The organism is Microbacterium sp. B35-04, assembly GCF_010634885.1.
GTDB lineage: Bacteria > Actinomycetota > Actinomycetes > Actinomycetales > Microbacteriaceae > Microbacterium.
In genome coordinates, this window is the sequence record NZ_MWLP01000094.1 from 17,738 (window position 1) to 41,291 (window position 23,554).

Here is a 23,554-nt window from a genome sequence, read left to right on the forward strand (position 1 = left end):
CGAATGACGAACACCGTTTCTGAACAGTACGCGGAGATCGACTTCTCCCCCATCCTCGCCGTCACCGAAGGCGAGGTGATCACGCACTCGCGGGTGCGCGACATCCGTCTCTCCTCCGGCAAGGTGCTCGCCCTCGTCACACTCGACAACGGGCGCGACCACACCCGGCCCAACACGCTGGGCCCGGCCACGATGATCCAGCTCGGCGAGACGCTCGACGCCCTCAAGGCGCGCGCGTCCGACGGCGAGATCCAGGCGGTCGGCATCACCGGCAAGCAGTACATCCTCGCCGCCGGCGCCGACCTGTCCGACATCTCGAAGGTGGGCTCGAAGGACGACGCGCGCCTGGTCGCGCAGCTCGGCCACAAGGTGTTCGGCAAGCTGTCCGAGCTCGGCGTGCCGACGTTCGCCTTCGTGAACGGGCTCGCGCTCGGCGGTGGCCTCGAGATCGCGCTGAACTCCACGTACCGGACGGTGGATGCCTCCGCCGCCGCGATCGCGCTGCCCGAGGTGTTCCTGGGCATCATTCCCGGCTGGGGCGGGGCGTACCTGCTGCCGAACCTCATCGGCATCGAGAACGCGCTCGAGGTGGTCATCTCGAACCCGCTCAAGCAGAACCGCATGCTCAAGCCGCAGCAGGCGTTCGACTACGGCATCGTCGACGCGATCTTCCCCGCGGCGAACTACCTCGAGGACTCGCTGGCGTGGGCCGACGGCGTGCTGACCGGCAAGACCAAGGTGGAGCGCAAGCACGAGCCGGGCAAGATCGAGCGGCTGACCAAGTGGCCGATCGCCGTCAAGATGGCGCGCGGCATGCTCGAGTCCAAGATCGGGACGGTGCCGAAGTCGCCGTACGCGGCGCTGGAGCTCCTCGAGAAGGCGAAGAGCGGCACGAAGGCCGAAGGCTTCGCCCGTGAGGACGAGGCGCTGGCCGAGCTCGTCACCGGCGACCAGTTCGCGGCATCCATGTATGCATTCGATCTGGTGCAGAAGCGTGCGAAGCGCCCCGTCGGCGCCCCCGACAAGGCGCTCGCGAAGAAGGTCGCCAAGGTCGGCATCATCGGCGCCGGCCTCATGGCGAGCCAGTTCGCGCTGCTGTTCGTGCGCAAGCTGCAGGTGCCGGTGCTCATCACCGACCTCGACCAGGCCCGTGTCGACAAGGGCGTGGCGTACATCCACGACGAGATCGGCAAGCTGGAGGCCAAGGGACGCCTCGACGGCGACGCGGCCAACAGGCTGCGGGCCCTGGTCACCGGCACGACCGACAAGAGCCTGTACGCGGACTGCGACTTCGTCATCGAGGCGGTGTTCGAAGAGGTCGGCGTCAAGCAGCAGGTCTTCGGCGAGATCGAGCAGATCATCGCCGAGGACGCGATCCTCGCGACCAACACCTCGTCGCTGTCGGTCGAGGAGATCGGCGCGAAGCTCGCCCACCCGGAGCGTCTCGTCGGCTTCCACTTCTTCAACCCGGTGGCGGTCATGCCGCTGATCGAGATCGTGAAGACGCCGCAGACGTCGGATGCCGCCCTTTCGACGGCGTTCGTGGTCGCGAAGAACCTCGGCAAGAACGCGGTGCTCACCGCCGACGCGCCGGGCTTCGTCGTCAATCGCCTGCTCGCCAAGGTCATGGGTGAGGCTGCGCGCGCCGTCTACGAGGGCACCCCTATCGCGGAGGTCGAGAAGGCGTTCGCGCCCCTTGGGCTGCCGATGGGGCCGTTCCAGCTCATCGACCTCGTCGGGTGGAAGGTCGCGGCCCACGTGCAGGACACCATGGTGGATGCCTTCCCGGACCGGTTCTACGCGAACGAGAACCTCCACGCCCTCGCCGAGCTGCCGGAGGTCGTCGAGAAGGACAAGGGCGGGCGCGTCACGGGCTGGACCAAGGCGGCCGAGAAGGCGCTCAAGCCCGCGGTGGGCTCGACACCCGCCTCGGCCGGGACGATCCTCGCGCGCGTGCAGGACGGCCTCGCGCAGGAGATCAAGCTCATGCTCGACGAGGGCGTGGTCCCGGAGGTGGAGGACATCGACCTGTGCCTCATCCTCGGCGCCGGCTGGCCGTTCATCGACGGTGGGGCGTCGCCCTACCTCGACCGCGAGGGCGCATCCGAGCGTGCCTTCGGCGACACCTTCCACCACCCAGTGATCAAGGGCATCGGCGGCTGACACCGCGCGACCTCCTCGCAAGGGCGCATCCTCCTCGGAGGGTGCGCCCTTGCCGGTTCCCAGCGCGGGCGAGGGCCGATCGCCGCGCGCCGGCGGAACGTCGGTGCTCACTTCGCGGAACGTGGTGCGTCCGAACCGTGAACACTCGCCGCTGGGAGGCCACCACGGCGCATCGCGCTGCGCTGGGCACGGCATTCTGTCCCTGTCGGATGGTTCGAACGGGAGGTGTCCGGATGCTGGATGTGATCTCTGGGATGTTCAGCGGCAGCGCGCTCGGGGTGCTGGTCAAGACCAGCGGGGCCGCGCTGACGCTGCTCGTAGTCGTGCCCGCCCTCATGAAGCTGTTCCTGGTGACGGTCGACGAGGGTTCCACCGCGATCCGCACCCGCAACGGCAAGCCGATCATCCGCAGGGTCAGGGGCGCCGACGACGGACGCGGCGAGGTCGTGGTGCTGCGTCCGGGGACCCACGGGGCGTTCCCGATCCTCTACTGGTACCGTCTGGTCGACGTTCGGGCGCGCTCGACCGACCTCCCTGCTCGCAGCCTCACCGCCGCGAGCGGGCATCAGCACCTCGTGCACGCGTCGTTCGACTGGCGGCCGATCGTCACCGGCCACGACCTGCGCGTTCTGGAGCTGGACGTCGTCAACGTGAAGGAGCGGGCGGGCAACATCGTGGGCGCTGCGCTGCGCGATCTCGTGCACGAACTGGACGGCGCGGTGCTGCCGCCGAACGACCTCCTGTCGCCGCGCGTGGTCGCGGCGTGCGCAGAACTCGTGCGGACGGACTGCGGCATCGAGCTGCTGCGGGTCATCGTCACGGGCGATGCGCTCACCGACGGCTACCTGCTGTCGCAGGCGATCACGCCGCGCCGGACGGACGCGACCTCACCCGAATGGGATGCCGCGGCATCCGTCCTCGCGACCCGCTTCTCGTCCGTCTAGCCGCGCCGGTCGCGCGACAGCGAGGTCATCACCGGGATCTCCGTGGTCTGTGTCGATTCGCTGTTCTGGGCACCGCGCGCCACCGGAATCCTGGTGCCCAGCACCTGGGCGACGACATCGTGCGCGATCTTCGCCGGCGTCAGGCCGGCGTCCTCGAGGATCTGCTCACGGCTCGCGTGATCGATGAACGCATCGGGCACCCCGAGCTCGTCGACCGCGGTGTCGACCCCTGCCTCGCGCAGCACCTGTCGCACGCGCGTGCCGATGCCGCCGACCCGGATGCCGTCCTCGATCGTGATGACCAGGCGGTGGGATGCCGCGAGCTCGACGATCGACGGCCGCACCGGCACGACCCACCGGGGGTCGACGACGGTGGCGCCGATGCCCTGTGCGCGGAGGCGCTCGGCGACGTCGACGGCGATGTGCGCCATAGGGCCGATGCCGACGAGCAGCACGTCGTGCGCGTCAGAGCGCACCAGCACGTCGACGCCGTCATCGAGGCGCTCGACCGCCGGCAGCTCGGGGCTGACGCCACCCTTCGGGAAGCGGATCACCGTGGGGCCGTCGTCGATGGCGACCGCCTCCTGCAGCTCCTCACGCAGGCGCGCGCCGTCGCGGGGCACGGCGATGCGGATGTTCGGCACGATCTGCAGCATGGCCAGGTCCCAGATGCCGTGATGGCTCGGTCCGTCGGGGCCGGTCACCCCGGCGCGGTCCAGCACGAAGGTTACGCCGGCGCGGTGGAGGGCGACATCCATCAGCACCTGGTCGAACGCGCGGTTCATGAACGTCGCGTAGATGGCGACGACCGGGTGCAGGCCGCCGAAGGCGAGACCGGCCGCCGAGGCGACGGCGTGCTGCTCGGCGATCCCGACGTCGTAGACGCGGTCGGGGAATCGCTGTGCGAACGCGAGCAGGCCGGTCGGGCGCAGCATCGCCGCAGTCATCGCGATGACGTCGTCGCGCGCATCGCCCACCGCGACGAGCTCGTCGGCGAAGACGTCGGTCCAGGCGACACCGCCCGTCGCACCGAGCGACTCGCCCGTGATCGGGTCGATCTTGCCGACCGCATGGAACTGGTCGGCCTCGTCCTCCAGAGCCGGGGCGTAGCCGCGGCCCTTCTCGGTGATGGCGTGGACGATGACGGGAGCGCCGTACGACTTGGCGAGCTCGAGGGTCTCGATCAGCGTCGGCAGGTCGTGACCGTCGACGGGGCCGAGGTACTTGATGTCGAGGTTCGAGTAGAGGGCCGCGTTGTTGGTGAACCGCGACAGGAAGCCGTGCGTGCCCCCGCGAACGCCGCGATAGACGGCGCGTGCGGCGGGACCGAGCTTGCGGAACAGGTCGTCGGAGCCGCGGTGCAATGTGCGGTATGACTCCGCCGTGCGGACACGGTTGAGGTAGCGGGCCATCCCGCCGATCGTCGGGGCGTACGAGCGACCGTTGTCGTTGACGACGATCACGAGGTTGCGGTCGTTGTCGTCGGAGATGTTGTTGAGCGCCTCCCACGTCATTCCGCCGGTGAGCGCGCCATCGCCGACGACGGCGACGACGTGCCGGTCCTTGCGGCCGGTGCGCGTCAGCGCGCGGGAGACCCCGTCCGCCCAGCTCAGCGAGCTCGACGCGTGCGACGACTCGACGACGTCATGCGGACTCTCCGAGCGCTGCGGGTAGCCGGCCAGGCCGTCGCGCGCACGCAGGTTCGTGAAGTCCTGGCGCCCGGTGAGCAGCTTGTGCACGTACGACTGGTGGCCGGTGTCGAAGATCATCGGGTCGTTCGGCGAATCGAACACGCGGTGCAGGGCGACCGTCAGCTCGACGACCCCGAGGTTGGGGCCCAGGTGGCCACCCGTGCGTGCGACGTTCTCGACGAGGAAGCCGCGGATCTCGTCCGCGAGCTGCTCGAGCTGATCCATGGTCAGCGCGTCGAGGTCGCGGGGTCCGGTGATGGACGACAGCAGCGACATCCCCGCTCCTTTCCGGCCCGGGAAGGGCTCTGCAAGTCTACCCGGGGCATGAAGGGGGGACCGGATGCCGCAGCATCCGGTCCCCCGTGAATCAGCTGTCAGACCAGCGAGCGCAGCACGTACTGCAGGATGCCGCCGTTTCGGTAGTAGTCCGCCTCACCGGGCGTGTCGATGCGGACGACCGCGTCGAACTCGACAGTCGCCTTGCCGGGAGCGGAGAACTCGCTCGGCTCGGCGGTGACGCGCACCGTCTTCGGCGTGACGCCCTCGTTGAGCTGCTCGAGCCCGGAGATCGAGACGATCTCGGTGCCGTCGAGTCCGAGCGACGCCCAGCTCTCGCCGGCCGGGAACTGCAGGGGGACGACGCCCATGCCGATGAGGTTCGAGCGGTGGATGCGCTCGAAGCTCTCGGTGATGACCGCCTTGACGCCCAGGAGGCTCGTACCCTTGGCCGCCCAGTCGCGGGACGAGCCGGAGCCGTACTCCTTGCCGCCGAAGATGACGAGCGGGGTGCCCGCGGCCTGGTAGTTCTGGCTGGCGTCGTAGATGAACGACTGCGGGCCGCCCTCCTGCGTGAAGTCGCGGGTGAGACCGCCCTCCACCTCGGCGCCGTCGTTGACAGCGCGCACCAGCTGGTTCTTCAGGCGGATGTTCGCGAACGTCCCCCGGATCATCACCTCGTGGTTGCCGCGGCGCGAGCCGTACGAGTTGAAGTCCTTGCGGTCGACGCCGTGCTCGGCGAGGTACTTGCCCGCCGGGCTGTCGGCCTTGATGTTTCCCGCCGGGCTGATGTGGTCGGTGGTGACCGAGTCCAGCAGCGTGGCCATCACGCGCGCGCCCGAGATGTCGGTGACCGGCGTCAGCTCCATCGTCATGCCGTCGAAGTACGGGGGCTTGCGCACGTAGGTGGATGCGTCATCCCACTCGAACACGTCACCCGTCGGGGTCGGGAGGGTCCGCCACCGCTCGTCGCCCTCGAAGACACTCGCGTACTGATGGGTGAACATGTCCTTGTTGATCGACGAGTCGATCGTCGCCTGCACCTCGGCCGAGTCGGGCCAGATGTCGCGCAGGAACACGTCGTTGCCATCCTGGTCGGTGCCGAGCGGGTCGACCTCGAAGTCGAAGTTCATCGAACCCGCGAGGGAGTACGCGATCACGAGAGGCGGGCTCGCAAGGTAGTTCATCTTCACGTCGGGGTTGATGCGGCCCTCGAAGTTGCGGTTGCCCGAGAGGACGGCCGTCACGGCGAGGTCGTTCTCGTTGATCGCCGCCGACACCTCCTCGATGAGCGGGCCCGAGTTGCCGATGCACGTGGTGCAGCCGTAGCCCACCGTGAAGAAGCCGAGCTCTTCGAGGTCCTTGGTGAGCCCCGCCTTCTCGTAGTAGTCGGTGACGACCTTCGAGCCGGGCGCGAGGGTGGTCTTGACCCACGGCTTGGCCTTGAGGCCCTTCCTCACGGCGTTGCGCGCGAGCAGACCCGCCGCCAGCATGACCGACGGGTTCGACGTGTTCGTGCAGGACGTGATCGCGGCGATCGTCACGGCGCCGTGGTCGAGGACGAACTTCTCGCCGCCCTCGAGCGTCACCGGGGTCGGCTTCGACGCCGTCGCCGGCGCGTGGCTGTGGTGGTGGTGCTCGTGGCGGCTGTACTCGTCCTCGGGCGAGTTTCCGGGCGGGTCGGAGGCCGGGAACGACTCCGAGCCCTCGAGATCGACCAGATCGTGGTCGACCTCGGCGTAGTTGGTGAGGTCGCTCTCGAACTGCTGCTTCGCCTGCGACAGCACGATGCGGTCCTGCGGGCGCTTGGGGCCGGCGATCGACGGAACGACCGTGGACAGGTCGAGCTCCATGTACTCGCTGAAGACCGGCTCGCGCGAGGGGTCGTGCCAGAGCGACTGCTCCTTCGCATACGCCTCGACCAGCGCGAGCTGCTGCTCGTCACGGCCCGTCAGGCGCAGATAATCGACGGTCACGCTGTCGATCGGGAACATCGCGGCGGTCGAGCCGAACTCCGGGCTCATGTTGCCGATGGTGGCGCGGTTCGCGAGCGGAACGGACGCCACGCCCTCGCCGTAGAACTCGACGAACTTGCCGACAACGCCGTGCTTGCGCAGCATGTCGGTGATGGTCAGCACGACATCGGTGGCCGTGACGCCGGTCGGGATCGCGCCCGAGAGCTTGAAGCCGACGACCTTGGGGATGAGCATCGACACCGGCTGACCGAGCATGGCCGCCTCCGCCTCGATGCCGCCGACGCCCCAGCCGAGGACGCCGAGCCCGTTGACCATGGTCGTGTGCGAGTCGGTGCCGACGCAGGTGTCGGGGTAGGCGCGCAGGACGCCGCCCACCGAACGGTCGTAGATCACCTTCGCGAGGTGCTCGATGTTCACCTGGTGGACGATGCCCGTGCCCGGAGGGACGACCTTGAAGTCGTCGAACGCGGTCTGGCCCCAGCGCAGGAACTGGTACCGCTCGCCGTTGCGCTCGTACTCGATCTCGACGTTGCGCTCGAGGGCGTTCTCGGTGCCGAACAGGTCGGCGATCACCGAGTGGTCGATGACCATCTCGGCCGGCGACAGCGGGTTGATCTTCGTCGGGTCGCCGCCCAGCGCGGTGACGGCCTCACGCATGGTGGCGAGGTCGACGATGCACGGAACGCCGGTGAAGTCCTGCATCACGACGCGAGCGGGCGTGAACTGGATCTCGGTGTTCGGCTCGGCTGCGGCATCCCACGACCCGAGAGCCTGGATCTGCTCCTTGGTGACGTTCGCGCCGTCCTCGGTGCGCAGCAGATTCTCGAGCAGCACCTTGAGGCTGAACGGGAGCTTCTCGTAGCCCGCGACCGTGTCGATGCGGAAGATCTCGTAGTCGGTGCTGCCGACCGTCAGGGTGCTCTTCGCACCGAAGCTGTCAACCGTGGACACGTCTGTCTCCTTCGTCGGCGGCGGGATCGTACCGGAGTCCGGCATCCCCATCTTCCCCCGCAGAGAAGCCCGCGGCTAGTGAGGCCGACCTAACGGATCGGGGGAAAATTATCTTGATGTCAAGATAAATGTATCACTTCGGCGCACGGGGATAGAGCGCGCGCACGGCGAGCCACGTGACGGCGACCAGCGGCGCGAACAGCGGCAGCCCCATCACCAGCTTGAGTGTGCCGAGCGCGGTGACATCTCCGGCGAAGTAGAGCGGCACCTGCACGATGAGGCGCAGCGCGAACAGCGCGCCCCAGGCGAGCGACAGCCAGAAGAACACGCGTCGCTTGCGGCGATCCGCGCGCCACGCGGTGCCCTCCCCCATCAGGAACCCGACAGCGAGGCCGATGAGCGGCCAGCCGATAAGGGCCGAAACGATGAACGCCGTGCCGTAGATCGTGTTGGTGAGGAAGCCCGGGATGAAGCTGTCCTCTCCTCTGCCGGTCCACAGCGACAGTCCGGCGGCGGCGGCCGCCGCGATGAGCCCGCCGATGGCGGCACTCGCGGACTGCCGCTGGATGAGCCTGACCGCGGTGAACACGGCGGCGAGGCCGACCGACAGGCCGAGGCTCAGCAGCAGGTTGCCGGAGCGGCTCTCGGGGTCGTACGTCGCGGTCCAGGTGACGAGGAACACGAGGCCCGGAAGAACGGATTCCAGGATGCCGCGCCAGCCCCCCATCGCGGACCAGACGACGTGACCCGTGCTCTTGCCCTCTGCCGGATCCAGTCCCGCCCGGCGGGCCGCGTCGCCGAGTGCGGCGCCGAGGACCTCGGATGCCGAGGCCGGAGCTTCCGTCGCAGCTTCGGGGGCAGCATCCGCCTCTGCGCCGGACGGACCGACGGCCCTTTCGTTCGGGGCCGCTGCCTCAGCGGGAGGGCTCGTCGCCGGCTCGGACGAGGAGTCGTCCGCGCGCGCGCTGTCGCTCACGCCGATCCCGGCGTGGCCGGCATGCGCAGCGGGATGAGGTCGCGCGGCGGCATCGGCGAGCCGCCCCGCACGACGACGATCGAGCGGAACAGGTCCTCGACGGCGGCGGCCGCCTCGACGTCGGCCGTGGCCGCCCCGCCGATGACGCCGCGCAGGAACCAGCGCGGTCCGTCCACGCCGACGAAGCGGGCGAGACGTTTGCCCGCGGTGCCGTCCGGTCCGGCGACGACGGGCACCTCGGCGAGAAGTTCAGGGCCCAGCGGGCCTTCCCGCTCCTCGACACGGCCACCCTGCTGGCGGATCTGCTGGCGGATCTGCTCACGGGTCTCCTCCCAGAGCCCCGCCGATCGCGGTGCGGCGAAAGGCTGCACCTGCAGCGTCGAGTCGGCGTAGTCCAGGCCGACGGCGACGATGCGCTTGGTCTGCTCCTCGACCTCGAGGCGCAGGTTCAGCCCCTCGCGCGGCAGGATCTTGATGCCGCCGAGGTCGATGTACGGACGCACCGGGTTTGCTTCGGACTCGTCGAACGGTCCGGTCGTGGCGCGGTCCTCCGGCGCGACCTTGCGGGGTCCGTCGGCGGCTGAGGGGTCGGTCATGCGAGGATTCCATCCTTCTGGTAGCCCGTGGAGCCGAAGCCGCCCTCGCCGCGCACACTGTCGGGCAGGGTCTCCACGGGAATGAAAACGGCGCGAGGCACCGGCATCACGATGAGCTGCGCGACGCGGTCGCCCACTTCGATGTCGTGGGCGTGCTCGCGATCGGTGTTGAGCAGGATGACCTTGATCTCGCCGCGATAGCCGGCGTCGATCGTCCCGGGGGCGTTGACGATGGTGATGCCGTGCTTGGCCGCGAGGCCGCTGCGGGGCACGACGAAGGCCACGTAGCCGTCGGGCAGCGCGATGCGGACGCCCGTGCCGACGAGCGCGCGCTCACCGGGTCCGAGGTGCACCGCCTCGGCGGCGACCAGGTCGGCTCCGGCATCTCCGGGGTGCGCGTACACCGGGACGTCGGGGGCGATAATGGGGACGTCCACCGTTTCAGTCACCCAACGAGGGTAATGCAGAACTCCATGCGTCACGCCGATGCTCCCAGCGGCCGCAGCGACCGCTCCCGGGAGCGGTACCGCGAGCGATTGGGCCCCTCGCTCTGGATCCTGGTCGCAGCTGCGCTGGCGGCACCGATGGCGGCGCTCGTCCTCACTCCCATCGACACGACGATCGCGCTCGTGGTAGGTGCCGGAATCGGTGTGGTGCTGATCGCACTCATGATCGCGGCCGCGCCGGTGGTCGAGGTCCGGGACGGCGAACTGCGCGCCGGGCGGGCGCACATCGGCGTGGACTTCCTCGGGACGCCCGAGGTGCACGTCGACGATGATGCGCGCCATGCGCGCGGTGCGGGTCTCGACCCGCGGTCGTGGCATCTGATCCGGGGTGGGATCGACGGGATCGTCGTGATCCCCGTGACCGACGTCGACGACCCGACGACCGCGTGGGTGATCTCCTCGCGGACGCCGGATCGACTTTCCGCCGCTGTGCGGCGGGCTCAGATCACGCGGAGCACTCCAGGCACATAGGGCCGTCGGCGGTCTCGTGATCGAGCTGGGAACGGTGCTTCACGAGGAAGCAGTTCGAACAGGTGAACTCGTCCTCCTGGGGCGGGAGAACGACGACGTCGAGCTCGAGGTCCGACAGATCGGCACCGGGCAGCTCGAACCCCGACGGGTTGTCGGCATCCTCCGCGTCGACCGAGCCCGAGAGCTTGTCGGGGACGCGCTCCTTGAGCGCTTCGATCGACTCGCTGTCGTCCTCTGTCTTGCGGGGGGCGTCGTAATCGGTGGCCATGCGTGAACGTCTCAACTTCCGGGTATCGCGGGTGCGCTCGCCCTTGCGGGCGGCGATAGTTTGCACGACGGTTCCTCTTTTCGCAAATGCGTCCGGCGGTGTCGACCCCGTGCGTCGCGTGAAACTCGCGGCACGCGCGGGATATTCCCGGTCACCGCACTCCCCTGTGACACGATGGGGCGGATCAGGCAGGAACGACTGCCAGGAGCCCGTGAGCCCAAGGGAAAATTGAAGGGGCGTTCGCAATGGAACAGCTCAAGGTCATCGGAACCGAGGACGACAAGCTCATCCTGGCGACCGAGTCCGGCGAGAGATTCTCGCTCGACGTGGACGACGTCCTGCGTGTCGAGCTGCGCAAGGCGCGGCGCGACCGCGATACCGATGTGCAGGCGCCGCGCGCCAGCCCGCGTGAGATCCAGGCCCACATCCGCTCAGGGCTGTCGGCGCGAGAGGTCGCCGAGCTTCTCGGCGCCCGTGTCGAGGACGTCGTCCGCTTCGAAGGACCCGTGCTGGCCGAGCGCGAGCACGTCGTCGGTCAGGCGCTGGCCGTGCCCGTTCTCCTCGGCGGCGATTTCGAGGGCGACGGTCAGACGACGTTCGGCTCCGCAGTGCGCGGCAAGCTGGCCGAGGCAGGCGCCGTCGGCGAGCGGTGGACCAGCTGGAAAGCGCCGACCGGGTGGACCGTCAAGCTCGAGTTCACCGCGAACGACATCGGCCACGACGCACGCTGGGGCTTCGATCCTCGCCGGAGCACGTTGTCACCACTGAACTCCGACGCGATCCAGCTGTCTCGGCAGGGATCATTGCCCGAGGGACTGATCCCGCGCCTGCGCGCTCTGGAGACCGTGCCGGCGAAGGACGACTCCCGCTTCGACAGCGGCGCCTTCGGCCCCCGCGGTCTTCCCGACGCCGACATCGAGTCGCCCGAGATCCCGGCCCCCGCCGCCCCCGCCGTCCAGGAGGCGGCGATAAAGCGGGCGAGCGAGCCCACCATCGTCACCTCGGCGGAGACAGCCGACCTGCTAGAGGCGTTGCGCCGCCGCCGCGGTCAGCGCGAGCCGCTGCCCGGGGTGGACGAGGTTGCCGCGCCGCAGCGCTCGTCGGCGCCCGTCGCCCTGTTCGACGCCCTCGAGCCGGGCTACGACGGGGCGCCAGCCGACGAGGAGCCGCCGGCATCCGACTTCCAGGCCCCCACTCCCGCGGCGGTGGCGGAGGCCGGTCGTCGCAACAAGGGACGCACCTCGATGCCCTCGTGGGACGAGATCGTCTTCGGCGCCCGCTCCGACGACTGACGCCCGCTCAGGCGAACGCGCCGAGCCGGATGAGCGGCACGATCCGCTCCTCATCGGTCAGCGACCCGTGTTGCCCGATCATCTTCTGCGGCGCCTTGTCGGCGAGGCGATCGTCGTAGTACGCGATCCCGGCGCGAGCGGCCACGATCACATCCCCGATCCTCCCGGCGACCTCGGGATCCACCGCGCCGATGAGGCCCGACGCCTCGAGCTCGGCGCGGGAGAAGACCCATGACCGGGATGCCTCAGCCTCTCGCCAGCGCGTGAGCACGGCATCCGCTTCTCCCGGCTCGGAGTAGAGCTGCAGCAGGCGCGGCTCGCCGCCGATCAGGCGCACGCCCTCGAGCAGGTCGTCGCCCTCCTTCAGGAGGATCTGACGGTGCCGCGGCACGTCGATCATGCCGTGATCGGAGGTCACCACCACTCCGGTGCCCCGGTCGATCGACGCCGCCAGGGTGCGCGCCGCGGCGTCGACCCTCTCCAGAGCGGCGACCCACTCGTCCGACTCCCAGCCGCGCTTGTGGCCGATCGCGTCGAGATCGGCCGCGTAGAGATAGACGAGGGAACCCGGATGCCGCGCCGCGAGGTCGGCGGCGACCCGCACGCGTTCGTCGAGGTCGTCGGCGCCGTGGAACTCGGCGTCGCCGAGCGTCGCGGCGGTGAATCCCGTGCGCGCGTACTCGTTGCGCGAGACGGCGAAGAACGGTCGGCCGAGCGTGGCCGACAGCGGGGCGGCGCGCTGGAACGAGAGCGGGAGGCCGTCGGTGTCCCAGCCGCGCAGCATGTTCACGACGTCGTCGGTGCCGGGGATGCGTGCCCGATAGCCGACGATCCCGTGCGCGCCGGGCAGCACGCCCGTGAGGAGGCTCGTCAGCGCCGCTGCCGTGGTCGAGGGGAAGACGGTGCGTGCGGCATCCCGTTTCGTCCGCGCCTCGCTGAGGAAGCGCGCGTGTCCCGCGCGGGCGGCGAGGTTCGACACGCCCAGCCCGTCGATCACCCACACGATCGCGCTGCGCGCCGGTGCGAACCACTCGGATCCGCCGTTCAGCGCTGCCGACATCTCGGGCACGACACGGGTGAGGCTCCGGGCGCGCGGCGGGTCCGCGGGTAGGCTGAGGGACATCGGGGCCAGTCTCGCACACCGCGGCCGCGCCCCACCGCTCCCGCCGTCACCCGAGGCTTCATCGACACATGCCCGCTTCCCGCACCGATTCCTCACCCGCCGACCACGGACGCATCGAGGACGTCGACGTCTCGTCCGAGATGCAGACGTCGTTCCTCGAGTACGCGTACTCGGTGATCTATTCGCGCGCACTTCCCGACGCGCGCGACGGGCTGAAGCCGGTGCAGCGGCGCATCCTCTTCCAGATGGCCGACATGGGCCTGCGCCCGGACCGCGGGCACGTCAAGAGTGCGCGCGTCGTCGGCGAGGTGATGGGAAAGCTGCACCCGCACGGCGACGCCCCCATCTACGACGCCCTGGTGCGTCTCGCCCAGCCGTTCTCGCTGCGCGTGCCCCTCGTCGACGGTCACGGCAACTTCGGCTCGCTCGACGACGGCCCCGCCGCCCCGCGCTACACCGAGGCTCGCCTCGCCCCGCCCGCGCTCGCGCTCACCGAGAATCTCGACGAGGACGTCGTCGACTTCATCCCGAACTACGACGGGCAGTTCCAGCAGCCCGAGGTGCTGCCGGCCGCGTTCCCGAACCTCCTCGTCAACGGCACGACCGGCATCGCGGTCGGCATGGCCACCAACATGGCGCCGCACAATCTCATCGAGGTGGTCGGCGCGGCGACCCATCTGCTCGACAATCCCGAGGCGACCGTCGACGAGCTCATGGAGTACGTGCCGGGGCCGGACCTCCCCGGCGGGGGCATCATCGTCGGCCTCGACGGCATCAAGGACGCGTACACGAACGGACGCGGAAGCTTCCGCACGCGCGCGAAGGTGTCGATCGAGTCGCTGGGTCCCCGCCGCACCGGTCTCATCGTCACCGAGCTGCCGTACCTCGTCGGCCCGGAGCGGGTGATCGAGAAGATCAAGGACGCCGTCAACGCCAAGAAGCTGCAGGGCATCGCCGACGTCACCGATCTCACCGACCGCCACCACGGACTGCGCCTGGTCATCGGCATCAAGACCGGCTTCGACCCGCAGGCGGTGCTCGACCACCTCTACCGGCTGACGCCGCTCGAGGACTCGTTCAGCATCAACAACGTCGCCCTCGTCGAAGGGCAGCCGCAGACCCTCGGTCTCCGGGAGCTTCTGCGGGTCTACCTCGACCATCGCATCAGCGTCGTCACCCGGCGCAGCCGCTACCGCCTCGCGCGCCGCAAGGAACGCCTGCACCTCGTCGAGGGCCTCCTCATCGCGATCCTCGACATCGACGAGGTCATCCAGGTCATCCGCACCTCGGATGACGGCGAGCAGGCGCGCTCGCGCCTGATGAGCGTCTTCGACCTGTCCGAACCGCAGGCCGAGTACATCCTCGAGCTGCGATTGCGGCGGTTGACGAAGTTCTCCCGCATCGAGCTCGAGACCGAGCGCGACAATCTCAAGAAAGAGATCGCGCTGCTCGAGGAGCTCCTCGGCAGCGATGTGCTCCTCCGCGCGCAGGTGGCGCAGGAGCTGGATGCCGCAGCCGAGGCGTTCGGCACGCCGCGGCGCACGCTGCTGCTCAACGGCGGTCCGGTGCAGCCGCGCTCGCGCGCCGCGGCGGCCGCCGTCGACCTGCAGATCGCGGACGCACCGTGTCGCGTCTTCCTCTCGGCCACCGGACGCATGGTCCGTGCCGAGCTGGTGGCCGATGCGCCGGGTGGCGGCGTCGTGGCGCCGGCACGCCGCTCGAAGCACGACGCCATCCGCTCGTCGGTGGACGCGACCACCCGTGGCGACATCGGCGCGGTGACGAACCTCGGCCGCCTGGTGCGCCTCTCCCCCGTCGACCTGCCCTCGGTCCCCGGCAACTCGGTGCAGCTCGGCGCCGGGACGCGTGCCGATCAGTACCTCGGGCTGAGCGGCGGCGAGCACGTCGTCGCCCTGGTCCCGCTCGCCGACGCCCCGCCGATCGCCGTCGGCACGGCGCAGGGGATCGTGAAGCGCATCGCCGCGAGCGAGATCGCCAACAAGCACGACATCGAGATCATCTCGCTCAAGGATGGCGACCGTGTGGTCGGCGCCGCGCCCGCCTCCGACGGCGCGGAACTGGTGTTCGTCGCCAGCGACGCCCAGCTGCTGCGTTTCGACGCGTCCTCGGTGCGGCCGCAGGGCCGTTCCGCCGGCGGCATGGCGGGCATCCGTCTGACGGACGGTGCGCACGTCATCGCGTTCGACGTCGTCGGCCCCTCGGAGTTCGACGCCGTCGTGGTGACGATCGCCGGCTCGACGACAGCGCTCGCGGGCACCGATGCCGTCAGCGCCAAGGTCTCGCTCTTCAGCGAGTTCCCCGCCAAGGGCCGTGCGACCGGCGGCGTCCGCGCCCACCGGTTCCTCCGCGGCGAAGATGCGCTGACGATCGCCTGGGTCGGCACCGACCCGCGTGCGGTCGGCGCCGATGGGGCGGTCCGCGCGCTGCCCGACTCGGGCGCGAAGCGCGACGCCTCGGGCACGGCGCTCGACGGCGTCATCGCCGCGGTCGGCACCGGCATCCGCTGACGTTCACCGGGGGTTGAGCGAGCGAGGAACGAGCGACACGAAACGCGTCGAGCAGCAGACGGCGTTTCGTCTCGCTCCGCTCGCTCGACGACCGGTGGTCGTCAGGCGTCGATGCGCTCGCGCGCGAGCCGGTCGCTGGAGTCGATGATGAACTCCTTGCGCGGCGCGACGTCGTTGCCCATGAGCAGCTCGAAGACGGATGCCGCAGCCTCGGCATCCTGCATCCGCACGCGGCGGAGGGTGCGGCCGGCACGGTCCATGGTCGTCGTCGCGAGCTGGTCGGCGTCCATCTCGCCCAGGCCCTTGTAGCGCTGGACCGGCTCCTGCCAGCGCTTGCCGGCCTTGGTCAGCTTGGTGAGCAGACCGTGAAGCTCGCCCTCGGAGTAGGTGTAGATCGTGTCGTTCGGCTTGGATCCGGGATTCATCACGACCACGCGGTGCAGCGGGGGAACGGCGGCGTACACGCGGCCCTCGTCGATGAGCGGGCGCATGTAGCGGAAGAAGAGGGTGAGCAGCAGCGTGCGGATGTGCGCGCCGTCGACGTCGGCGTCGCTCATCAGGATGATCTTGCCGTAGCGCGCCGTCTCGAGGTCGAAGGAGCGACCCGAGCCCGCGCCGATCACCTGGATGATCGCGGCGCACTCTGCGTTCGAGAGCATGTCGCTGATGGACGCCTTCTGCACGTTGAGGATCTTGCCGCGAATCGGCAGAAGGGCCTGGAACTCGCTGTTGCGCGCGAGTTTCGCGGTGCCGAGGGCCGAGTCGCCCTCGACGATGAACAACTCCGACTCGGCGACGTCGTTCGACCGGCAGTCGGCGAGCTTCGCCGGCAGCGACGACGACTCCAGGGCGTTCTTGCGGCGCTGGGTCTCTTTGTGCGTGCGCGCCGAGATGCGCGCCTTCATCTCGGAGACGATCTTGTCGAGCAGGAGTGAGGTCTGCGCCTTGTCGTCGCGCTTGGCCGAGGTGAAGCGTGCGGTCAACTCGCGGATGATGACGTTCGACACGATCTGACGGACCGCCGGGGTGCCGAGCACCTCCTTGGTCTGCCCTTCGAACTGCGGCTCGGGGACACGCACGGTGAGCACCGCGGTGAGACCGGCGAGGATGTCGTCCTTCTCGATCTTGTCGTTGCCGACCTTGAGCCGCCGGGCGTTCTGCGCGACCTGATCGCGGAGGACCTTCATGAGCCCCTGCTCGAACCCCTGCTGGTGGGTGCCGCCCTTCGGCGTCGCGATGATGTTGACGAACGAGCGCGACACCGTCTCGTAGCCGGTCCCCCACCGCACGGCGACATCGACGTGGCATTCCCGCTCCACCTCGGTGGGCACCATGGCGCCCGACGGCTGCAGCACGGGAACGGTCTCGGTGAAACTGCCCTCGCCCGTGAGTCGCCAGGTGTCGGTGATGCCCGCGTCGGGGGCGAGGAAGTCGGCGAACTCGGAGATGCCGCCGTCGAACCGGTAGCTCGTCTCGACGGGTTCGCCGGTTTCGGTGCCCGGCCGCTCATCGCGGATGACGATCTCGAGGCCGGGGACGAGGAACGCGGTCTGGCGCGCGCGCTGCTCGAGCTCCTGCAGGTTGAAGGCGGCATCCTTCGTGAAGATCTGCGGGTCGGCCCAGTAGCGGATGCGGGTTCCCGTCACGCCCTTCGCGGCGCGGCCGGCGACCCGCAGTTCGCTGCGCTGCTCGAACGGCGTGAAGGTCGAGCTGGGGCTGCCGTTGGAGAACACGCCGGGCTCGCCGCGATGGAATGACATCGCCCAGGTCTTGCCGCCGCGGTCCACCTCGACGTCGAGGCGCTCCGACAGCGCATTGACGACGGACGCCCCGACGCCGTGCAGGCCGCCGGAGGCCGCGTACGAGCCGCCGCCGAACTTGCCGCCGGCGTGCAGCTTCGTGAAGACCACCTCGACGCCTGACAGTCCGGTGCGGGGCTCGATGTCGACGGGAATGCCACGGGCGCGGTCGCGCACCTCCACGCTGCCGTCGGCGTGGAGCACGATGTCGATCCGCGTGCCGTGACCGGCCAGGGCCTCATCGACGGAGTTGTCGATGATCTCCCAGAGGCAGTGCATGAGCCCGCGAGAGTCCGTCGAGCCGATGTACATGCCCGGGCGCTTGCGGACCGCCTCGAGCCCTTCAAGCACCTGAAGATGATGGGCGGAATACTCGGCGGTCACAGTCTCCCATCGTAATCCGGGCACCCGGCAGGCTCGTGCAGACACGCGTCAGGAGGATGAGCGCTACGCGCTCAGCGAAATGTCGCCTGTTCGCGGCATTCTCGAAACATCCCCGTGGTTGTATCTCATCACCGGCCAAGAGTTCTACGTATACGAGGAGGCACCGAAATGACCACGCTATCGACACCCACAGAGAACGGCGCCGTCCTCGAGTACCGACTGACCGCGATGGACCGCTGCGATTCGTGCGGCGCCCAGGCGTACATCGCTGCGGAGGTCAACGGCAGCGAACTGCTCTTCTGCGCCCACCATGGCCGCAAGTACGAAGAGAAGCTCCGCAGCATCGCGACCTCGTGGCACGACGAGACGGCCCGGCTGGCCGAATGAGTCTTGAGGGCTGCTGCCGCGCAGTCCTGTGAAGAACGCCCGTGAGACGCCTGCGTCTTGCGGGCGTTCTACGTGTAGACCCGGGGAATCAGCGGTGACACGCGCACGGCGATCTCTTCGCCGATCGTGTCGATGAGCTCGGCGAGGTCCGTCGCAGAGCCTTCGCCGTCTTTTGCAGTGCCGTAGATCCTGACGACATCCCCGGTCGCCGCACCCGGCCATGTGCCGACCAGCGACTCGGAGCCTCCCACGGCGAGCAGCGGCCGCCGCCCTCCCGGCGTTCCGACCCCGGCTCGGCCCTGCAGCGACGTGGGAAGTCCGTCCAGTGCGCCGAGACCGATCCTCACCGCCTCGTCCTGGACAGCGACGACGTCCGCCTCCAGCCGTGCGATCGGCTCCAGACCCAGGTCCTCCGCGGACGGCCCGCCGGCTGAGCGGATGCCGTAGCAGAACGCCCCGACCCGCACCATGTCGTAGCGGAACTCCGGCCGGGCGAACGACGCCGCACTGGCGGCCAGATGACGGACGGACGGGTGGATGCCGGCGGCCTCGGCCTGGGCCAGAGCCGCCTCGAAGACGGCGCGGGCATCGTCGTCCTCGGCGTCGGACGCCTCGGCGATGTGGCTCCACACGCCGACGACGTCGATGAGCCCGGCGCTCTGCAGCTCAGCGGCCCGTGCGACGAAGGCGGGCCAGTCCTCCGGGCGGACGCCGTTGCGATGCAGGCCGGTGTCGATCTTGAGATGAACCTGTGGTGTCGCGCCGGCGTCGGCCGCGGCATCCGCCAGCTCTTCGAGAAGTCCGGCGTCGCCGACGCCGAGGTCGATGCGTGCGGCGATGGCGGCGCCGAAGTCGTCACGGGACGCCGCGATCCACGCGAAGATGCGGGCGTCGCTGCCGGCAGCGGCGCGAACGGCGGCCCCCGTCCGCACATCGAACGCCCCGAACCAGGTCACCCCGGCCGCCGCGGCGGCGTGCACGACGGGCTCCAGGCCGTGTCCGTAGGCGTCGTCCTTGACGACGAGCATCAGCTCGGCCGGCGTGACGGTCTCGCGCACGCGGGCGATGTTCGAGGTCAGCGCCTTCAGGTCGACGTGCAGTCGCGCGCTCACGGCGCCTCCTCGCGGATCGCCCGCAGCCCGACGGCGGTGATGAGCTCCGGCGCGAACAGGCCGGTCGCGCGCACCCACTCGGCGAGCGACGGCTCGCCGTGCGCGGGGTCACCGAGGAACAACACCTCGTCGCCTCGCCGGACGGCGGCATCTCGGATGTCGACGACGCACACGTCCATCGCGACACGCCCGACGATCGGATGCCGCTCGCCCGCGATCGCGACGTCGACGGCGCCGCCCAGCCCGCGGACGATGCCCTGTGCGTAGCCGCCGGTCACCAGCGCGACGCGCGTGTCCGCATCGGCGCGGTAGGCGTACCCGTACGACACGCCCTCGCCCGCGCGGAGGTCCTTCACCGAGAGCACCGTGCCGGAGAGCCGGAGTGCGGTGCGCGCCGGGGGCTCGGCACCGGGAAGGCCGAACAGCGTCGACGCCGACAGCCCGGTCGACGGCCGCGCGATCGCGGTCCCCGCCTCGACCCTGGGGACCGGCGCTTCGGCAGCGACGATTCCCTGAGCCTCGAGGACCTCGCGCACGAGCCCGCTGCCGTGCCCCCAGGCATCCGCTTCGAGAACGGAAGGATCGAAGGAACGGATGCCGCGGTCCCAGGCGGCACGGGCGTTCGCGGTGAGCGCGCCGCGCGAGATGCGGGCGACGGGGCTGCTGCGAGGCTCCGATCCGGGCACGGGCACGTCGTGCCCAGGGATCGAGGAACTCACGCCTCTAGACTATCGGGGTCCCCCGAACCCGATCCCGGAGCACGCATGCCTTCTCAGGGCCTCGCCCTCTCGAACCGCCTTCGCTACCTCGCCTGGCGTGTCCGTCGCATCGATCTCGGATCCGTGCTGGAACGTGCGAAAGAGACCGCCCATGCGCACGGCAAGTGGACGCCGGCGGTGCTGGCCGACATGCTCTGGTCGGCCGGGTTCAAGCAGGTCGGCTTCCAGGACTACGTCGACTACGACTTCGCGATCCTGAACCGCGCCGAGCGGGCGACCTACATGACGCATCCGGTGTCGAACGAGCTGTCGCAGAAGTACGACCACCCGGACTACCGCGGCCTGTTCCAGGACAAGGTCGAGTTCGACCGCACGTTCAGCGACTTCCTCCGCCGGGACTGGATGGTCGTCGAGGAGGGCAATGCCGAGGCGGTGCGCGCCTTCGCCGAGAGTCACGGCACGATCGTCACCAAGGAGCCCGTGGGCCAGGCGGGCACCGGCGTGCACCGCTACCACGCCGCCGAAGTGGCGGACTGGGACGGGTTCCACCGCGGCCTCCTCGAGCGAGGTGAGCTGCTGATCGAGGAGGTCATCCGCCAGCACGCCGACCTCGCCGCGGTCTGCCCGGGGACGGTCAACACCACCAGGGTGACGGCCTTCTTCGACGGCCAGAAGACGCACATCCTGGCGATGGCGCAGAAGTTCGGGCGCGGTGCGGTGAGCGACCAGATGACCTTCGGCGGGTTCTACACGATGCTCGACGAGAACGGCCATGCCGTCGGCCCCGGGTACGACTCGCACGGGCACGTGCACGTCGCGCATCCCGACAGCGGCTTCGTCATCGCCGACTTCCAGCTGCCGATGATCGACCAGGTCAAGGAGTTCGTCGACCAGGTCGCGCGCGTCGTGCCCCAGATCCAGTACGTCGGTTGGGACATCGTGGTGACCCCCGAGGGCCCCGTGCTCGTGGAGGGCAACTGGGGCGCGGGCGTGTACGAGAACAAGCCCAGCATCACCGGCATCCGCACCGGCCACAAGGCGCGCTACCGCGAGGCCATCGGGTTCTGACGCCTTCGGAACCGCGAAAGGGTATGTTTCCGATGCGGAAACATACCCTTTCGCGGTTCTCTGCGATCAGACCGCGCGCACGATGCCGAGCGGCGTGGACTGGTGGCCCTGACCGAGCGGGTTGTCCTTGAGGATCGCCACCAGGCGCTTCTCCCCTGCCTTGTCGAGGGTCGAGCCGAGGATGTTTCCGCCCAGATCGTTGATGTCGACGACGGCGACCTCCGGCACACCGCCCACCAGGGTCTTGATGTGCTGGGCCACCTCGCGCGGCCGCTCCGGTCCGAGCACGACCGCCTTGTTGTAGGGCGGGATCGTGCCCGAGGTGGGACCGTCGATCGCGCGCGCCTTGTCGCCGGCGATGCGGTAGAAGTCGCCCTTGCGTCCGAACAGCTTCGTGACCGCCGACACAGCGGCCGCGAAGAGGATGCGGATCGTGCCGCACTCGCGCAGCGCCATCTCCATGGTCTCGGGCATGCCGAGACCGATGCCGTGCGGCGTGCGCGTGACGTACTTCGAGAGGAACAATGCGAGCCTGCGGGGCTTGATGTCATCGACGAGGTACGAGCGGCCCTGCGTGATCGCGACGACCTTCTCCGTCACGAACAGCAGGTCGCCCTCGCGCACGGCATCCGCCGCATACTCGCGGATGAACTCATCGAGGTCGTCGCCCGGCATCACGACCCGCGTGCGGATCGGGATGCGAGCGAACGACGAGCCTTCGACCTGTACGGTGAGCGCCTTGCCGGCGTTCGCCTCGCTCACTCGAGGTAGTCCCGCAGGGACTGCGAGCGGGACGGATGCCGCAGCTTCGCCATGGTCTTCGACTCGATCTGGCGGATCCGCTCGCGGGTGACCCCGAACGTGTCGCCGATCTGGTCGAGCGTCTTCGGCTGACCGTCGCCGAGTCCGAAGCGCATGCGGATCACGCCGGCCTCGCGCTCGGAGAGCGAGTCGAGGAGCGACTCGAGCTGACGCTGCAGCATCGTGAAGCCGACGGCGTCGGCCGGAACCACGGCCTCGGTGTCCTCGATGAGATCGCCGAACTCGCTGTCGCCGTCCTCGCCGAGGGGCGTGTGCAGCGAGATCGGCTCGCGGCCGTACTTCTGCACCTCGATGACCTTCTCAGGGGTCATGTCGAGCTCGCGGCTGAGCTCCTCGGGCGTGGGTTCGCGACCGAGGTCCTGCAGCATCTGACGCTGCACGCGGGCGAGCTTGTTGATGACCTCGACCATGTGCACCGGGATGCGGATGGTGCGAGCCTGGTCGGCCATGGCGCGGGTGATGGCCTGGCGGATCCACCACGTCGCGTAGGTCGAGAACTTGAAGCCCTTGGTGTAGTCGAACTTCTCGACCGCGCGGATGAGACCGAGGTTGCCCTCCTGGATGAGATCCAGGAACTGCATGCCGCGACCCGTGTAGCGCTTGGCGAGGGAGACGACGAGGCGCAGGTTGGCGCCGAGGAGGTGGCTCTTGGCGCGCTGGCCGTCGCGGGCGACCCACTGCAGGTCGAGACCCAGCTGCGACGTCTTCTCGGCCGCCGACATGTGCGACAGCTTCTCTTCGGCGAACAGGCCCGCCTCGATGCGCATCGCGAGCTCGACCTCTTCGGCCGCGTTCAGCAGCGGCACCTTGCCGATCTGCTTCAGGTAGTCCTTGACCGGGTCGGCGGTCGCGCCGGTGATCTGCGTCGAGTAGACCGGGACATCCTCGTCGTCGCTCGACGAGATGACGATCGCGCCCGTCGGGAGCGGCTCGGTGAACGCCGGCTTGGTGCTCTCCTCGTCCTCCTCCTCGTCCTCGGCGGCGCCGGGCTCATCGGTGGAGGCCTTCGCGTCCTTGGCGGCCGGAGCTGCCTCGGTCGCGTCGTCCGCGGTGTCCACCTCGATGTCGTCCGCGCCCTCGAGCTCGACGTCGAGCTCCTCGACGTCGTCCTCGAAGTCGTCGTCCGACTTCTTCGCGCGCTTCGAGGCGGTCTTCGGTGCCGCCTTCGCCTTGGGGGCGCCCTTCGCCGCGGGAGCCTTCTTCGCAGCGGGAGCCTTCGTCTCGTCCGTCTCGGTGTCCTTCGCGGCCGAGCGAGCCTTGGTGTTCGTGCCTGGAGTCACGTTTCGCCTTTCACCGGTCGACGCGCCGTGCGCATCTCCGGTCGGTTTCGGACACTAGTAAGACCCTTGTCAAGTCCACATCTTCAGCCGGAAGCCGGACGAAGACGGTTGACAACGGGTCAGAGCGTCTAGTATCTCATACTTGCCGTGCGCCGCCAGCATCGCCCCGCGTGGATCGGCGCACCTCCATCCCCAGGTTCAACGCGCAGGTCGTGCGCGGAA

Annotated in this window: 19 protein-coding genes; 7 read left to right on the forward strand and 12 right to left on the reverse strand. The window is 69.3% G+C overall.

Annotation, left to right across the window (positions count from 1 at the left end; genetic code table 11):
* Positions 1–3: 3 nt before the first annotated feature.
* Complete coding sequence (locus B1729_RS17470) at positions 4–2,163, forward strand: 3-hydroxyacyl-CoA dehydrogenase NAD-binding domain-containing protein (RefSeq protein ID WP_163634050.1); 2,160 nt, start codon at positions 4–6, stop codon at positions 2,161–2,163.
* Positions 2,164–2,396: 233 nt separating this feature from the next.
* Positions 2,397–3,107, forward strand: a complete 711-nt coding sequence (locus tag B1729_RS17475) for a hypothetical protein (RefSeq protein WP_204260009.1) — start codon at positions 2,397–2,399, stop codon at positions 3,105–3,107.
* On the opposite strand, the gene dxs is transcribed toward B1729_RS17475, so the two are convergent.
* The 5 genes from dxs to dut form a co-directional block, all read right to left on the reverse strand.
* Positions 3,104–5,074, reverse strand: a complete 1,971-nt coding sequence (dxs, locus tag B1729_RS17480; RefSeq protein ID WP_163617167.1) for a 1-deoxy-D-xylulose-5-phosphate synthase — start codon at positions 5,072–5,074, stop codon at positions 3,104–3,106. The genes B1729_RS17475 and dxs overlap by 4 nt on opposite strands.
* A 98-nt stretch (positions 5,075–5,172) precedes the next feature.
* Positions 5,173–8,001: an aconitate hydratase AcnA gene (gene acnA / locus B1729_RS17485; RefSeq protein WP_163634052.1), complete on the reverse strand. Its 2,829-nt coding sequence runs from the start codon at positions 7,999–8,001 to the stop codon at positions 5,173–5,175.
* 133 nt (positions 8,002–8,134) lie between these two features.
* The gene (locus tag B1729_RS17490) at positions 8,135–8,977 is read right to left on the reverse strand and encodes a DUF3159 domain-containing protein (RefSeq protein WP_163634054.1); all 843 of its coding nucleotides are present in this window, start codon (positions 8,975–8,977) and stop codon (positions 8,135–8,137) included.
* On the reverse strand, positions 8,974–9,573 hold the full coding sequence (locus B1729_RS17495; RefSeq protein WP_163617170.1) for a DUF3710 domain-containing protein: 600 nt from the start codon (positions 9,571–9,573) through the stop codon (positions 8,974–8,976). Before B1729_RS17495 ends, B1729_RS17490 begins: the two co-directional genes overlap by 4 nt.
* Positions 9,570–10,022, reverse strand: a complete 453-nt coding sequence (dut, locus tag B1729_RS17500) for a dUTP diphosphatase (RefSeq protein ID WP_204260011.1) — start codon at positions 10,020–10,022, stop codon at positions 9,570–9,572. Before dut ends, B1729_RS17495 begins: the two co-directional genes overlap by 4 nt.
* 12 nt (positions 10,023–10,034) lie before the next feature.
* On the opposite strand from dut, the gene B1729_RS17505 reads away from it, so the two are divergent.
* A complete protein-coding gene (locus tag B1729_RS17505; RefSeq protein WP_163617171.1) occupies positions 10,035–10,550 on the forward strand; it encodes a DUF3093 domain-containing protein in 516 nt (171 codons plus the stop codon).
* Here B1729_RS17505 and B1729_RS17510 read toward each other — a convergent pair.
* Positions 10,525–10,818 carry a DUF4193 domain-containing protein gene (locus B1729_RS17510; protein ID WP_163617172.1) on the reverse strand — a complete coding sequence of 98 codons (294 nt, stop codon included), beginning with the start codon at positions 10,816–10,818 and terminating at the stop codon, positions 10,525–10,527. The two genes, B1729_RS17505 and B1729_RS17510, sit on opposite strands and share 26 nt — an antisense overlap.
* A 245-nt stretch (positions 10,819–11,063) precedes the next feature.
* Here B1729_RS17510 and sepH point away from each other — a divergent pair, with 245 nt between their 5' ends.
* Entirely contained in the window at positions 11,064–12,110 is a 1,047-nt protein-coding gene (gene sepH / locus B1729_RS17515) for a septation protein SepH (RefSeq protein ID WP_163617173.1), read from the forward strand.
* A gap of 7 nt (positions 12,111–12,117) precedes the next feature.
* On the opposite strand, the gene B1729_RS17520 is transcribed toward sepH, so the two are convergent.
* Positions 12,118–13,233, reverse strand: a complete 1,116-nt coding sequence (locus B1729_RS17520; protein WP_163617174.1) for a nucleotide pyrophosphatase/phosphodiesterase family protein — start codon at positions 13,231–13,233, stop codon at positions 12,118–12,120.
* A 68-nt stretch (positions 13,234–13,301) separates the two neighbouring features.
* Between B1729_RS17520 and B1729_RS17525 the strand changes: the two genes are divergently transcribed.
* Entirely contained in the window at positions 13,302–15,761 is a 2,460-nt protein-coding gene (locus B1729_RS17525; RefSeq protein WP_163634056.1) for a DNA topoisomerase IV subunit A, read from the forward strand.
* Between the two features lie 101 nt (positions 15,762–15,862).
* Here the strand turns inward: B1729_RS17525 and B1729_RS17530 are convergent, their stop codons facing one another.
* Positions 15,863–17,944 carry a DNA topoisomerase IV subunit B gene (locus B1729_RS17530; protein WP_163634058.1) on the reverse strand — a complete coding sequence of 694 codons (2,082 nt, stop codon included), beginning with the start codon at positions 17,942–17,944 and terminating at the stop codon, positions 15,863–15,865.
* Between the two features lie 168 nt (positions 17,945–18,112).
* Between B1729_RS17530 and B1729_RS17535 the strand changes: the two genes are divergently transcribed.
* Positions 18,113–18,331, forward strand: coding sequence for a hypothetical protein (locus B1729_RS17535; RefSeq protein ID WP_163617177.1), 219 nt, complete (start codon positions 18,113–18,115; stop codon positions 18,329–18,331).
* Between the two features lie 68 nt (positions 18,332–18,399).
* On the opposite strand, the gene B1729_RS17540 is transcribed toward B1729_RS17535, so the two are convergent.
* Positions 18,400–19,443 (reverse strand): alanine racemase, encoded by a 1,044-nt coding sequence (locus B1729_RS17540; protein ID WP_163634060.1) that lies wholly within the window; start codon positions 19,441–19,443, stop codon positions 18,400–18,402.
* Positions 19,440–20,162 carry an alanine racemase C-terminal domain-containing protein gene (locus B1729_RS17545; RefSeq protein ID WP_163634062.1) on the reverse strand — a complete coding sequence of 241 codons (723 nt, stop codon included), beginning with the start codon at positions 20,160–20,162 and terminating at the stop codon, positions 19,440–19,442. Before B1729_RS17545 ends, B1729_RS17540 begins: the two co-directional genes overlap by 4 nt.
* A 45-nt stretch (positions 20,163–20,207) precedes the next feature.
* On the opposite strand from B1729_RS17545, the gene B1729_RS17550 reads away from it, so the two are divergent.
* Positions 20,208–21,230 carry a sugar-transfer associated ATP-grasp domain-containing protein gene (locus tag B1729_RS17550; protein WP_163617180.1) on the forward strand — a complete coding sequence of 341 codons (1,023 nt, stop codon included), beginning with the start codon at positions 20,208–20,210 and terminating at the stop codon, positions 21,228–21,230.
* A 66-nt stretch (positions 21,231–21,296) separates the two neighbouring features.
* Here the strand turns inward: B1729_RS17550 and B1729_RS17555 are convergent, their stop codons facing one another.
* Positions 21,297–21,992 carry a coenzyme F420-0:L-glutamate ligase gene (locus B1729_RS17555; RefSeq protein WP_163617181.1) on the reverse strand — a complete coding sequence of 232 codons (696 nt, stop codon included), beginning with the start codon at positions 21,990–21,992 and terminating at the stop codon, positions 21,297–21,299.
* Positions 21,989–23,332, reverse strand: a complete 1,344-nt coding sequence (locus B1729_RS17560; RefSeq protein WP_163634064.1) for an RNA polymerase sigma factor — start codon at positions 23,330–23,332, stop codon at positions 21,989–21,991. Before B1729_RS17560 ends, B1729_RS17555 begins: the two co-directional genes overlap by 4 nt.
* Positions 23,333–23,554 lie beyond the last annotated feature (222 nt).